This is a genomic window from Methylocapsa acidiphila B2 (genome assembly GCF_000427445.1).
Lineage (GTDB): Bacteria > Pseudomonadota > Alphaproteobacteria > Rhizobiales > Beijerinckiaceae > Methylocapsa > Methylocapsa acidiphila.
Window position 1 is genome coordinate 3,010,278 of record NZ_KE386496.1, and the last position, 13,064, is coordinate 3,023,341.

Below are 13,064 nucleotides of genomic sequence, written 5' to 3' on the forward strand. Positions count from 1 at the left end.
CCGAATCAGCGCATTGAAGATGTCGTTCCCGCGCGGCGATGGGCTCGCGCGGACCGAGAGCGCTGGAGATGACGATGACGACAGGACGCGCCGCGCGCGCTTTTTTGCCGAGCCTGGCGATTTTGGCCGGCTTTTGCTTCAACCCGGCGCAGGCGGCCGATCTCAATGGGTCTTATGGCGGCTACGCTCCCCCGCCGCCTCCGCCGCCGCCGCAATTTCTCGTCGGCGTCGACGCCAGATGCCGGATCGTTCCCATGCCGCAATTGGATCTCGTCGGCGACACCGCGCGTTTCCGTCCGACGGCGGTTTGCCAGTCGCGGGGCGTGTATTCGGATTCGCTCGAATTTCCTGCGGCCCCGGTCTTCTATCCGACCTATCCCTATTGAATCGCAATGGTCTCAAATCGGCGCGATCCGATTTCATGAATTTGATCAATTTCGATGGTTTAGAATGGGACTCGGCTGGAATGCGGCTTTCCACGCATTCTCGCCCGGCTCTTGATCACAGCGCCCGCGCCCCTTCTCTCTGGCGCGGGAAGCCGCTATACCGCCGCCCGCGTGGGCGTTTTCAGTCGCGATGCGCGACCGGGGCCCGGCCGCTGGAAGGACGCCATCATGGGGCAACAGATCGCGCAAGAGACGGCGGCGGCCCCGAATGTGGGGCCGGGCTGCGAGCAGCCCATTGCGCCGAAGAAGTCCAGCGGCTTTTCCGCCCTCGCGCTCGGGTCGCTGGGAGTCGTCTATGGCGATATTGGCACGAGTCCGCTTTATGCGCTGCGCGAATCGTTTCTTCACGTCAAGGCCAGCGGGGTGACCGATGCGGGCGTGATCGGGACCGTCTCCCTCTTGCTCTGGGCGTTGTTCTTCACCGTCACGGCCAAATATGTTTTGTTTCTGATGCGCGCCGACAACAAGGGCGAGGGCGGCACATTGTCCTTGATGGCGCTTGCCCAATCGGCGGTCGGCCACGGCGTCGCTCCGGTCTTCTTTCTCGGCGTCGCGGGGGCGTCTTTATTCTCGGGCGACGCGATCATCACGCCGGCGATCTCTGTCCTATCGGCCATTGAGGGGCTCGAGCTCGTCACGCCTGTTTTCACCCCCTATATCCTCCCCTTCTCCATTGTGATCCTGATCTCGATCTTCTGGGTGCAAAGCCATGGAACCGCGCGGGTGGCGGCCTTTTTCGGCCCGATCATGGCGGTCTTCTTCCTGATCATAGGGGTTCTCGGCGCGACAGGAATTGGCGCGGCTCCGCGAATCCTCCTCGCCTTCGATCCGATCTATGGCTTGAGCTTTCTTTTCGGCCATGGCCTTCTCGGCTTCGTCGTGCTGGGCTCGGTCTTTCTCGCCGTCACCGGCGCGGAAGCGCTTTATGCCGACATGGGTCATTTCGGCCGCGCGCCGATCCAGACCGCCTGGATGATTTTCGTGCTTCCGGCCCTTACCCTGAACTATCTCGGCCAGGGCGCGCTGGTCCTGTCGAACCCAGGGGCGGTGGAAAATCCATTCTTCCTGCTCGCGCCGAAATGGGCCTTGCTGCCGCTTGTTCTTCTCGCGACGGTCGCAACCGTCATCGCGAGCCAGGCGGTCATCACCGGCGCCTTCTCGCTCGCGCGCCAAGCCATTCAGCTCGGACTCTTGCCGCGCATGATGGTCTTGCACACGTCGGAGACGCAGGAAGGCCAGATCTTCATACCCAAGGTCAATAGGCTGCTCCTGCTCGGCGTTTTACTGCTCGTTCTCTTGTTCAAGTCGTCGAGCGCCTTGGCCTCCGCCTATGGCATAGCCGTCACCGGCACGATGGTCGTCACCACCTCGCTCGCCTTCGTCGTCGTCTGGAAGCTATGGCGCTGGCCGGTCTGGCTCGCGGCGCTGTTCGTCTCCGGCTTTCTCGCGATCGATCTCGCCTTTCTCGCCGCCAATCTCATGAAGATCGTCGACGGCGGCTGGGTCCCCTTGCTGCTCGGCGGCTGCGCAATGGTCGTGATGTGGACCTGGGTCCGCGGCGCGGCCTTGCTCGCGCAGAAAACGCGCCGCGACTCGATCTCGATGCAGGATCTCATCCGCATGCTCGAGCGCTCCAAGCCGATCCGCGTCGCCGGCACGGCTGTCTTCCTGACCAACGCCCCGGAAGTCGCGCCCTCCGCCTTCATGCATAATCTGAAGCACAATAAGGTCATGCACGAGCGGGTCTGGATTATGTCCGTCGTGACCGAGGACACGCCGCGCGTGCCGCTCAACCGACGCTTCGAGATCCGCAAGCTGTCCGACGATTTCACCAGCGTCATCTTGCATTACGGCTATATGGAGAGCCCGCGCATTCCCACCGCGCTTGCGACCTTGCGCAAGGCCGGCTTGAAATTTGACATCATGACGACCTCGTTCTTTCTCGGTCGGCGGACGGTCAAGGCGGCGCAGAGCTCCGGCATGCCGGTCTGGCAGGACAAGCTTTTCATCGTCTTGTACAGGCAGGCGGCCAACGCCACGGACTTTTTCTCCATTCCGTCCGATCGGGTCGTCGAACTCGGCGAGCAGGTCACCGTCTGAGCCGGTTCTCGTCCCCGGCGATCGGGCGAGCTCGTCACGGCGAGTCGGTCGGCTTGCGCGAAAGTATCTTGCGGCCGGTGAACATGGCCGAAGTAATGTCGCCGCCCTCATGCAGCTCGGTCACGACAACCGCCGCCAAGTGAAACAGGACGGTGACCGCCAAGGCATAGAAGGTAAATTCATGGACGGCGACGAAGGGCTTGCGAAGAGCGCGCATTGCTTGAAAAGAGGCCTTGTCGATCAGGTCCGACGCGCCAGGTAAAACCATCGTCGGATCGACTCCCGTCGCTGCAACCCATTGCGCGAACCAGCGTCCGAACGGCGGCCAGTACAAATCGGTTCCGGCAATGACGAGGCCGGTCGCCAGCTGAACGAATAGCAGCAGCAGAAGCAGCGAGACCCCGATGCGCGCCGCCGGATTATGTCCGACGAATTGCTGCGGCTCCCCGGAAAGGAAGGATGTCGCATAGGCGCGCAAAGCGGCGAGATAGCCGCGTCCGCCGGGCAGGATCGCCGCCCAGCGGGCGTAACGGTTGCCGTAGAACGCCCACATGAATCGCCAGACGAGATTGAGCCCCATGACATAGCCGATCGCCGCATGGATGCTTTTCAGCAATATCTTGCCCGCGGCGGAGAGTCCCAGCGCGTCGTCATAGAGGAGCGCGAGTCCGGTCGCGATAAGCGCCAGGACGCAGATCGCATTGATCCAATGAAACAGGCGGGTCGGCGTATCCCATACGCGATAGCTCCTGTACTCGAAATCGTCGTTACCTTGAGTTTGTCGCGCCATGGGTCAAACCTCCCGGAGCCGCCGAAGCCAGAATGCTGGTGCATCGCGCCGCGCTTTCCGGAGCCTGACACTTTTTATCAGTGTTGAGCCGGCGCGCTTTGAGGGGCGTCAATAATTGGTCCGGCGCCGGCAAACATAGCAGCGTCGACTCGTTTGCTTGAGCCGCATCTTAAAAGTCATTGCGGCTTGGCGGGTGACCGGCGCGGTCAAAAATGCTTTAGGCTGCGGCCATGCCAAAACGCGCAACTGGCCAGACGCCATTCCCCAATTCCGCGAATCCCTCCCCGGACGAGAGCGGAAGCGACATGTCCTCCGCTCAGGAAGGCGGCGCCAATATCTCGCCGATGATGGCGCAATATCTGGCGATCAAAGCCGCCAATCCGGGATCGCTGTTGTTTTACCGGATGGGCGATTTCTACGAGCTTTTCTTCGGGGACGCCGAGATCGCGGCGAAGGCGCTGGGCATTGTTCTGACGCGGCGCGGCAAGCACGCGGGCAGGGATATTCCGATGTGCGGCGTCCCGGTCGAGCGCGCCGAGGATTATCTCAACCGTCTGATCGGACAGGGCCATCGGGTCGCCGTCTGCGAGCAGACCGAGGACCCGGCCGAGGCGCGCAAGCGCGGCGGCAAATCGGTCGTGCGCCGCGAGGTCAAGCGGCTGGTGACGCCGGGCACGATCACCGAGGATCTGCTGCTCGATCCGGCCCGCGCCAATTGCCTACTCGCCATCGCGCGGGCGCCCCGCTCCGACGGAGAGTTCAGCTATGGCCTCGCCGCCGTGGATATTTCGACCGGCGCCTTCGCCGTCTGCGAGGCCGCCGAGATGGCGCTCGAGGCCGAGATCGCGCGCATAGATCCGGCCGAGATCGTCGCGCCGGAGGCGCTTGCGGCGTCTCCGCTCCTCGCCCGCATATCGGCCGAGGCTAAGCGGCCGCTCACGCCGCTCGGCCGCGACGCCGGCGAGGGCGCGAGCGCGGAATTACGGATCAAGGATTATTTCGGCCTCGCCACGCTTGACGGCCTCGGGGCATTGTCCCGCGCGGAGATCGCCGCCGCCGCCGTCGCGCTCTTCTACATCGAGCGCACGCAATTCGGCGCGCGCCCCGCGCTCAGCCCGCCGTCGCGCCTCGCGCGCGAGGCGCATATGTCCATTGACGCAGCGACCCGCGCAAATCTCGAGCTGACGCGGAGCGCATCGGGCGGGCGCGAAGGGTCCTTGCTTGCGACAATTGACAAGACGGTCACGCCGGCGGGCGGGCGCCTGCTCGCCGAGCGCATCGCCGCGCCTTTAAGCGATCCGGCGGCGATCATGCGTCGCCTCGACGCCGTGGCGCGCCTTCTCGACGATCCAGATCTTCGCAAGAACATTCGACGCCAGCTCGCGGCGGCGCCGGATCTCGTCCGCGCCCTGTCGCGTCTCGCGCTCGGGCGGGGCGGCCCGCGCGATCTCGCGGCGCTGCGCGATGGTCTCGCGGCCGCTCGCGCCGTCGCGGAGACGCTTCTCCGCTCCAATGCGCCGTCGGAAGAGCTGGCCGAGGCCGCCGAGGCCGCGCGTGCTTGTGATCCTAGGCTCGCCGCCGGGCTCGGGGAGGCGCTCGCCTCGCCCCTGCCGCTTCACTGCCGGGACGGGGATTTTGTTCGCGCAGGCTATGACTTGGGCCTCGACGAGCTTCGCGCCTTGCGCGACGAAAGCCGGCAAGTGATCGCGGCCCTTCAGGCGCACTATTGCGAGATCGCCGAGACGAAGCAGCTCAAGCTCAAGCACAATAATTTTCTCGGCTATTTTATCGAGGTCCCGCAGGCGCAAGGCGAAAGGCTGCTCAAGCCGCCTCATGACGCAGTTTTCGTGCATCGCCAGACGATGGCTGGGGCGATGCGCTTCTCGACCCGGGAACTCGCCGAGCTCGAGGCGAAAATGTCTTCCGCGGCCGAGGAGGCGCTGGCGCGGGAGCAAGCGATCTTCGAGGAGCTCGCCGCCCAGGCCATCGCGAGCGAGGCCGAGATCAAGCGGGCCGCTGGGGCGCTCGCCGTCGTCGACGTCGCCGCCGCGCTCGCCGAATTGGCGGCGGCCAGCGATTGGACGCGGCCCTTGGTCGAGTCCTCCCTCGCTTTCGAGATCGAGTCTGGGCGCCATCCGGTCGTCGAGGCCGCTTTGCGCAAGGACGGCCAGGCTTTCGTCGGCAATGATTGTCGCCTGTCGGGCGTCGTCGGCGAGGGCGGCCGGATCGCGGTCCTGACCGGGCCGAACATGGCCGGGAAATCGACTTATTTGCGTCAGAACGCGCTCATCGCCGTTCTCGCGCAGATGGGCTCGTTCGTTCCGGCCGCGAAGGCCCATATCGGCGTTGTCGACAGGCTATTCTCGCGCGTCGGCGCCTCCGACGATCTGGCGCGCGGCCGCTCGACTTTCATGGTTGAGATGGTCGAGACCGCCGCCATCCTCAATCAGGCCACGGAGCGCTCGCTCGTCATTCTCGACGAAATCGGGCGCGGCACGGCGACATTCGACGGGCTCTCCATCGCTTGGGCCGTCATGGAGCATTTGCACGACAAAAATCGCGGGCGGGCGCTTTTCGCCACGCATTTCCACGAGCTGACTCAGCTCGCCAAGCGCCTTGACCGGCTCGACAATCTCACCGTCCGCGTCACCGATTGGAACGGCGACGTCGTGTTCCTGCATGAAATCGCGCCGGGCGCCGCCGATCGCTCCTATGGCATCCAGGTCGCGAAGCTGGCTGGCCTTCCAGGTCCCGTGGTCGAACGGGCGCGAATTCTTCTGGCTGAATTCGAGGCCGCGGACAGGCGAACCCACGCCGACCGTCTCGTCGCTGATTTGCCTTTGTTCAACGCGTCGGTCCCCGCCGCGCCGCGCCCGACCCGAATGCAAGATCAGGTTCTCGCCGACGCGATCGACGCCATCGATCCTGACGATCTTTCTCCCCGCGCGGCCATTGAGGCGCTTTATCGCCTGAAGCAATTACGCGCGAAGCGGCCTTGATCAGCGCCGATGTTCAGATTCCGCCGCCGTCGACGAAGACGTCGTTGCGGGTTTGCGCCTGGGTGATGTTGCTGCCCGGCGGCACGCCGCGCGTCAGCCATACATTGCCGCCGATCGTCGATCCATGCCCGATCGTGACGCGGCCGAGGATCGTCGCGCCTGCATAGATCACGACATCATCCTCGATGATCGGATGGCGCGCGCCGCCCTTCAGCAAGGCTCCGCTTTCGTCGACCGCGAAGCGCTTGGCTCCGAGGGTGACGGCTTGGTAGAGCCGGACGCGCTTGCCGATGACGGCGGTTTCGCCGATGACGACGCCTGTCCCGTGATCGATGAAGAAGCTCTCGTCGATCTGCGCTCCGGGATGGATGTCGATGCCGGTCGTGGAATGGGCGATCTCGGCGATGATGCGGGCGAGCAGCGGCGCCTCCAGGCGATAAAGCTCATGTGCGAGCCTATGTCGGATGACGGCGACGACGCCCGGATAGCAAAATAGCACCTCATCGACCGAATGGGCGGCCGGATCGCCGCGATAGGCGGCTTGAATGTCGCTTTCGAGAAGCGCGCGGACCTTCGGCAGGCGGGCGGCGAATTCGCGCACGATCCGCTGGGCGCGGGTTTCGCGTTCTTCGTCGGTTTCGTCCCGCGCCTTGGCGGTCAGACGCAACTCGCGGCGGACCTGCTCAAGAAGCAGTTGAAGCGCGCGGCCGAGCGCGTTCCCGACGGCGTAATCGACGCCTTCCTCGGTGAGGCCAGGTCGGCCGAAATGCCGCGGAAAGAGTGCGACCGATAGGTCGACGACAATATCGGACAGGGTCTTTTGCGACGGCAGTTCATAGAGGACGCCATCGGGCTTGGTCGCTCCCCGCCACTCGGCGCGCAAGGCGCGCAGCTCAGCGACGACTCCAACAATGTTCCAGTTCGACGCCGTCTGCGTGGGGCCGTCGCTTTCAACGAGTTGAATTTCCATATCGCGCTCCACTCCGCATCAAAAATTCAAGCAAGGACTAGGCCGCCGCCGCCTCCAGATCTACTCTGGGCGCGCCGCCCCGCGGAGCCTGGCCGAGTTTACAACGGAATGGCCAACGCCCTGCAAGACATTCCGCATCGCCTTCCGCCATCAGGGTTTCGGGTCGGCGAAACGGCGTCAATCCCAAGCCTCTGGCCGCGCGCCGGCAAAGCTCTGAAATCGAGTCGGATCGCTTCCGCAGCCAATGGCCAATCGATTGATGCGAATATAGGAAGTGACGTCGAGATCACCATGCGAGCGGATAAATACAGCAAAGCTTAAATAAGGGAATCGTCCTAATCTCTCTCGGCGAGATGACCGATTGATACGAGTATATAGATACAGATGCGACAATAAATCTTTTTATGAACACAATTGATTCCTATTCGAGCCGATCCGAAACGACTGAATAGGTGAAATGTTGAAGTTTATCAGCGTATATATCGTAGCATTCGTGTTTATGATCTTATTTCCAATTTCTTCTCACGCTGGCTCTTCCCGCGGCCCTTTGATTAAAGCTTCGTTCTACGAATCCGGACATCGGACGGCGTCGGGGGAGGCCTTTGATCCAAACGGATTTACTGCCGCGAGCCGTACCTTGCCTTTCGGCGCCCGGCTTCATCTCAAGAACCCGAAGACGGGGCAGTCCGTGACCGTTCGCGTCAATGATCGCGGCCCGTTTGTTCGCGGCCGCAGCTTGGATCTAGCCCGGGGCGCGGCGGCCGCGCTCGGCATGATCGGGCGAGGCGTCGCCACGCTCGAGGTCGCGCGGCTCGACTGAGGCTGCTCGCGTTTCGCTTTGATTTCGCCCTCGCCGGGCTCGTCCGGCGAGGGCGCCCCAAATTGCGTCAGCTTGTGCTAAAGTGACATGATCGAATCGTCGCCGACGCCGCGACGGTTATTCACGTCAGCTTAGCCGGCAGCCATGCAGACCCTCGCGCGCCTTCCCTTTTTCAAGGACGTCGTCGATCTCGACTTCGATCGCTTCGACCGGCTTTGCCTTTGGCGGCGTTTCGACGAGGGCGAACTCGTCGTCGATTACGAGGACGAATCCTCCGACGTCTATTTCATCGTCTCGGGCGAAGTGCGCATCCTGATTAGGACTGCCTCAGGCAAGGAAATCATCCTCGGCGAGAGCAAAGCCGGACAATTTTTTGGCGAGATGACGGCGATCGACGGAGCCAAGCGCTCGGCCAATGTGACCGCCCTGACCAAATCCGAGCTCTGCATCATGCCGGCGCATGTCTTTCGCGAGATGATCTTCACATCAAGCTCGACCTGCGAGCGTATTTTGCGGCTGCTGACCGGGCGGGTGCGCGAGCTGAACGCGCGGCTCACCGAACACTCGATTTTCGATCTCAAGCATAGGCTTTATTCGGAGCTGTTGCGTCTGGCGCAGCCGCGCGCCGGCAAGCCTGGCGAGAAGGCGGTAACCCCGCCGCCCTTCCATCATGTCCTTGCGGCGCGGATCGGCTGCCGGCGCGAGCAGGTGACGCGCGAGCTTTCGACCATGGCCCAGGAGGGCCTGATCGAAAAGACCAGAGGCGCACTGGTTCTCCTCAAGCCGCAGGTGCTGCAATCGCGGCTCGACGAGGCGATGCGCGAGGGCGGCTGAGCATCGCGGTCCCTACCGGCAATGCGTCGCGCCGGCCATGAGGAGGATCGGCGGAAAGAACTCGATCGCTGCGCCGGGGTCGCTGCACCACCGGCGCGGCAGGCTCGCGTCGGCTTTCGGGTCATAGTCGAAAATCGAGCAATTCTGGTTCGCGTCTCCCGTCGCAACGCGAAAATGGGTTTTTCCGAGATCGGCCGCCCCGCCGTCCCATAAGGCGACATAGGTCTCGTCGTCCCAACAAGAGACCCGAAACAAATAAGTGCGCGCTTGCGCCGAGGGAACGGCCAAGACTAAGAGCGCGATAGACATTATGCAGAGTTTTCGCATGGCGATTTCCGGCGAGACAGATGGATTTTCGAGCAGTTGATCACTCGGGCGTGATCATGGCGTCGATCGGCCAAGCTCTGCTTGGCGACCGTAGCTTTTTCGTGCGGCCGCGGCCGATTTATTCTAGACTAATTCTAAAGTTGCTTTCTTTATTGCGGACGGCACAAAAATTGTTTTAGTTTCTCCAGAGTTCGCTTGGGGGACGTTATGTTCAAGTTTACCGAAGATTTCCGAATCGGGGAAGCGAAGCCGGCGGGCTTGCCCGGCCGTTCGCTTCTGGAAAAATATGGCCTTCGCGCCACGCGGCAGCGTCTCGGCCTCGCCAAGCTTCTGTTCAGCAAGGGCGATCGGCATTTGACCGCCGACGCGCTGGCCGTCGAGGCCCATGCGGCGCGCATCCCCGCCTCCTTGGCGACGGTCTATAATGTGCTTAATCTTTTTGCAGAGGTCGGCTTGGTTCGCAGTCTTCCAATCGAGGGGGCGAAGACGGTCTTCGACACCAATACGAGCGACCACAGCCATTTTTTCTTCGAGGATACGGGAGACGTCAGCGATATCCCGACCCACGAGATCAAGCTCGCCGGCGACATCGAGCCGCCCGAGGGCTATGAGATCGTCCGGATCGACGTCGTGGTCCGACTGCGTCCGAAGGCGGGTTCGCGGTAGGCCCGAGATCTCCTGATTGCCGCCTGCGACTAAGGCTGCGCGGGCAATGGCCGACGTTCGGCCCGCGATCTCTGGTCGTTGCGTTTCCCCCTGACGCACCGCTTATTCCGGCCCGTGATCGCTCGCTCGCAACGTCGTGCCCTGGCAAAATTCGACAGCCGCAAAAACTAATGCAACTGCCGCGTATGGCTCGCGCGCGGCTCGGTTCCCCACTCCGATGCGTGGTTGCCTGGCGCCAGTAGAAACCGTCTGACCAAGAGCGCTTGGGCGAGCGAGCGGCTGGCCATCAATAGGACATGGACCTGATCGGTCGCGAGGAGCTCGGCGGCGGCGGAAAATTCTCTCGCGCGTTCATTGCGCTGGGAGGCCGATACGAGACAAAGCGCAAGATATTCGTCACGAAGAAGACAACGGCAAACGTCCGGCCGCCACCTGATTGGTCTTTCAGATTGGCTCTTCAGGGCGCGCGTGAAGAGATGGAACTCGCTGTAAAGCGTCTTGGCGGCGTCCTCTGCGACGAAACGCAAGAGCGAATCCCAGGCCGAGTCCCAACAAGAAATGTCCCGCAGGCTATAGCCCGCCATCCAATAACGAAATTGCGCGAAAAAGAGATGTTCTGCTGGCGTGTCCGCGTGAACGGCGGCGATCTGCGCACGGGGTCTGGCGTCGAAGGTCATGTTGATTTCCGGAGTTTCGAGGACGGGCGGCGCCGCTCATGCGGCGATGGGAGCGCCCTGCGGCGAGAGCCGGCCGCTGTCGCGCCGGGCGATGAACCGGGCGGCGAAATCGCGCGCGGCGGTCTCCACACATTCCTCGACGCAGGCCCCATGATATTCCGCTTGAAGCGCGAGCGAGCAAAGCTGGGTCAGCTCTTCCATCGTCGCTCGATTTGAACCTGCATTCTGGCTTATCGTCTCGCTCAATATTTTATCTATTCTAATTCTTTCATTGAGAATGTCGCACATTATCGCCTCCGTCGGTTTTATTGGCGGAAGAATAAGCCGATATACTTGAATCGCAAGAAGTATGTTTTTGATTTGTTCTAGTTCTGCAAAAGCATATATTCGATTTACAGATTAAATAGCAACGACGGGCCGTCCCGGCGCGCACGCCCGCGCCGGGGCTTGCGCCGATGGCCCGCAGAATCGCGCTTGGCTTCAGAGGGGGGAGGATGTCTGCCGCGTCGGCGGCCAGCTCAGGCCTGCCTGGGCGAGGCTGACGTCCCAGAGACGCTCCTGCAGGCTCTGGTCATAGGTCAGCGGCGAGGAGGAAGCCGGCTTGCATTTCACGAAATATTTGCCGCTCACGCCGGCGGCCTCCGGCGATGCGGCGACAAAGATTGAGGTCGCGGCGCCCTGCGTCGGGGTCGTCAAGAAGGGCTTGACCGCCCTGAAGGCCAGCCGGAACAGGCCGTTCATGTCCCGCGCTATGCCGGTCGCCACGACGCCGGGATGTAGGCAATTGACGGAAATGGACGAGCCCTCGAGTCGGCGCGCGAGCGCATAGGTGAACAAAACATTCGCGAGCTTCGAGCGGCAATAGGTCTCGAAGTCCGAATATTTCCGCGCACTCTGAAGATCGTTGAAATCGAGCTTGGCTTTCGCATGGGCCGTCGAGGCGACATTTACAATGCGGGACGGCGCGCCGCTTTGAAGCCGATCCAGCAATTCGAAGGTCAAAAGCACATAAGCGAGATGATTGAGCGCCCAGGTCTTCTCAAAGCCTTCGCGGGTGACTTCCCGCTTGCCGAAGATCGCGCCGGCGTTATTGACGAGAATGTCGAGCCGCTCGCGCGCCTGCTTGAATTCATCCGCAACGCGGCGCACCTCGGACTGCAAGGAAAGGTCGGCGACGAGAAAGTCGATCCAATCATTGCCGGACTGCTGGCGGATCGAGCGCGCGGCTTCCTCTGTTCGGGCGGGGTCGCGTCCGACGATCACGAGGCGGGCGCCGCGACGGGCGAGGCCGAGGGCCGTCTCGCGGCCAATGCCGAAACTGGCGCCGGTTATAAGGGCGGTCTTGCCGCGCAAATCATCCGCCATGAGATGTCCTCGCGCTCGCGGCGCCGTGGGCTTATGGCCCGATGCTTAGCCCCGCGCGAGCTTCGCGCCGGCGGCGACGCGGCGGCTGACTTTGCGTTCGACGACGACAGTACGCACGGTCTTCTCGCGTCCGGAGGAGGTCACGATCTGCTCGGCCTTGCGCGAGGGGGCCGATTTCAACAATTCGGCCCGAACCTCCTCGACCGGCAGGTCCATGAGCGCGGCGGCGATTTCGACCTGCTGAAGCAGCTGATCGGTCAGCCCCTGCGCGGCGATGATCGCCTCCTTAAGGGTCGGGGGATCGCGCCGCACGCGCCGCGAGCCGAATTTCGTATTCCAGACGGCAGACATGTTCCGCTTTCCTTCGCGCAACCGGCGCAGCACTAGTGCGCTGCAACATAATATTGTGCGAAGCACGCGGAATCAAGCGGAACCGTTCAGGATTTGTCGAGGCAGGCGCGGGCGAAAGCCTGGAAGGCGCGCGCGCGATGCGAAAGGCCAAGCGATCCGTCGCTCGGGATCGCGTGCTTTTCCTCGAGCGTCATCTCGCCAAAGGTCTTCGTCAGGTTTTCCGGCAGGAAGATCGGATCGTAGCCGAAAACAAGCGAGCCGCGCGGCGGAAACACGAGTTCGCCGTCGACGCGGCCTTCAAAGCCTTGGGTCTCGCCATCGGGAAAGGCGAGGCTGAGGCAGCAGATGAAATGCGCCTTGAAGGGCGGCGACGCGCCCGCCTCTTCTAGAGCTTGCTGGACTTTGCTGCGCGCGATCGCGAAATCGCGCGTCGGACCGGCCCAGCGGGCCGAATAAATGCCCGGCGCGCCGCTGAGCGCCTCGACGCAAAGGCCGGAGTCGTCTGCGAGCGCCGGCAAGTTGGCGCCGGTTGAAGCGGCGCGCGCCTTGAGCTCGGCATTGGCGGCGAAACTGTCCCCGGTTTCCTCCGGCTCCGGCAGGCCGAGCTCCCCCGAAGAGACGCCCTCGACGCCGAAATAGGACAAAAGCTCGCGCATCTCGGCGAGCTTGCCGAGATTATGCGTGGCGAGCACGAGCCTGCCCTCCAGCCGTTGAGCCAT

Annotated in this window: 14 protein-coding genes; 6 read left to right on the forward strand and 8 right to left on the reverse strand. The window is 62.8% G+C overall.

What is annotated here, in order from left to right:
• Positions 1-74: 74 nt before the first annotated feature.
• Positions 75-386 carry a hypothetical protein gene (locus tag METAC_RS0116780; protein WP_156898255.1) on the forward strand — a complete coding sequence of 104 codons (312 nt, stop codon included), beginning with the start codon at positions 75-77 and terminating at the stop codon, positions 384-386.
• A gap of 240 nt (positions 387-626) precedes the next feature.
• Positions 627-2,546 (forward strand): potassium transporter Kup, encoded by a 1,920-nt coding sequence (locus METAC_RS0116785; protein WP_425338935.1) that lies wholly within the window; start codon positions 627-629, stop codon positions 2,544-2,546.
• Between the two features lie 34 nt (positions 2,547-2,580).
• Here METAC_RS0116785 and METAC_RS0116790 read toward each other — a convergent pair whose 3' ends face one another.
• Positions 2,581-3,336, reverse strand: a complete 756-nt coding sequence (locus METAC_RS0116790) for a cytochrome b/b6 domain-containing protein (protein WP_026607927.1) — start codon at positions 3,334-3,336, stop codon at positions 2,581-2,583.
• A gap of 230 nt (positions 3,337-3,566) precedes the next feature.
• Here METAC_RS0116790 and mutS point away from each other — a divergent pair, with 230 nt between their 5' ends.
• A complete protein-coding gene (gene mutS / locus METAC_RS0116800; protein ID WP_425338918.1) occupies positions 3,567-6,335 on the forward strand; it encodes a DNA mismatch repair protein MutS in 2,769 nt (922 codons plus the stop codon).
• Between the two features lie 13 nt (positions 6,336-6,348).
• On the opposite strand, the gene epsC is transcribed toward mutS, so the two are convergent.
• A complete protein-coding gene (epsC, locus tag METAC_RS0116805) occupies positions 6,349-7,305 on the reverse strand; it encodes a serine O-acetyltransferase EpsC (protein WP_026607929.1) in 957 nt (318 codons plus the stop codon).
• A gap of 547 nt (positions 7,306-7,852) precedes the next feature.
• Between epsC and METAC_RS0116815 the strand changes: the two genes are divergently transcribed.
• Entirely contained in the window at positions 7,853-8,125 is a 273-nt protein-coding gene (locus METAC_RS0116815; protein WP_245257508.1) for a septal ring lytic transglycosylase RlpA family protein, read from the forward strand.
• A 144-nt stretch (positions 8,126-8,269) separates the two neighbouring features.
• Positions 8,270-8,959: a Crp/Fnr family transcriptional regulator gene (locus METAC_RS0116820; protein WP_026607932.1), complete on the forward strand. Its 690-nt coding sequence runs from the start codon at positions 8,270-8,272 to the stop codon at positions 8,957-8,959.
• A 12-nt stretch (positions 8,960-8,971) separates the two neighbouring features.
• Here the strand turns inward: METAC_RS0116820 and METAC_RS0116825 are convergent, their stop codons facing one another.
• Positions 8,972-9,268, reverse strand: a complete 297-nt coding sequence (locus METAC_RS0116825; protein ID WP_026607933.1) for a hypothetical protein — start codon at positions 9,266-9,268, stop codon at positions 8,972-8,974.
• Positions 9,269-9,493: 225 nt separating this feature from the next.
• Here METAC_RS0116825 and irrA point away from each other — a divergent pair, with 225 nt between their 5' ends.
• Positions 9,494-9,952 carry an iron response transcriptional regulator IrrA gene (irrA, locus tag METAC_RS0116830; RefSeq protein WP_051335643.1) on the forward strand — a complete coding sequence of 153 codons (459 nt, stop codon included), beginning with the start codon at positions 9,494-9,496 and terminating at the stop codon, positions 9,950-9,952.
• A 167-nt stretch (positions 9,953-10,119) separates the two neighbouring features.
• Here irrA and METAC_RS0116835 read toward each other — a convergent pair whose 3' ends face one another.
• From METAC_RS0116835 to rdgB, 5 genes are all read right to left on the reverse strand, one after another.
• Complete coding sequence (locus tag METAC_RS0116835) at positions 10,120-10,629, reverse strand: hypothetical protein (protein WP_026607935.1); 510 nt, start codon at positions 10,627-10,629, stop codon at positions 10,120-10,122.
• Between the two features lie 36 nt (positions 10,630-10,665).
• Positions 10,666-10,830 carry a hypothetical protein gene (locus METAC_RS26540; protein ID WP_156898256.1) on the reverse strand — a complete coding sequence of 55 codons (165 nt, stop codon included), beginning with the start codon at positions 10,828-10,830 and terminating at the stop codon, positions 10,666-10,668.
• 279 nt (positions 10,831-11,109) lie between these two features.
• On the reverse strand, positions 11,110-11,994 hold the full coding sequence (locus METAC_RS0116845) for an SDR family oxidoreductase (protein ID WP_036255687.1): 885 nt from the start codon (positions 11,992-11,994) through the stop codon (positions 11,110-11,112).
• 45 nt (positions 11,995-12,039) lie between these two features.
• Positions 12,040-12,345, reverse strand: coding sequence for a hypothetical protein (locus tag METAC_RS0116850; protein ID WP_026607938.1), 306 nt, complete (start codon positions 12,343-12,345; stop codon positions 12,040-12,042).
• 86 nt (positions 12,346-12,431) lie between these two features.
• Positions 12,432-13,064: an RdgB/HAM1 family non-canonical purine NTP pyrophosphatase gene (gene rdgB / locus METAC_RS0116855; RefSeq protein WP_026607939.1), complete on the reverse strand. Its 633-nt coding sequence runs from the start codon at positions 13,062-13,064 to the stop codon at positions 12,432-12,434.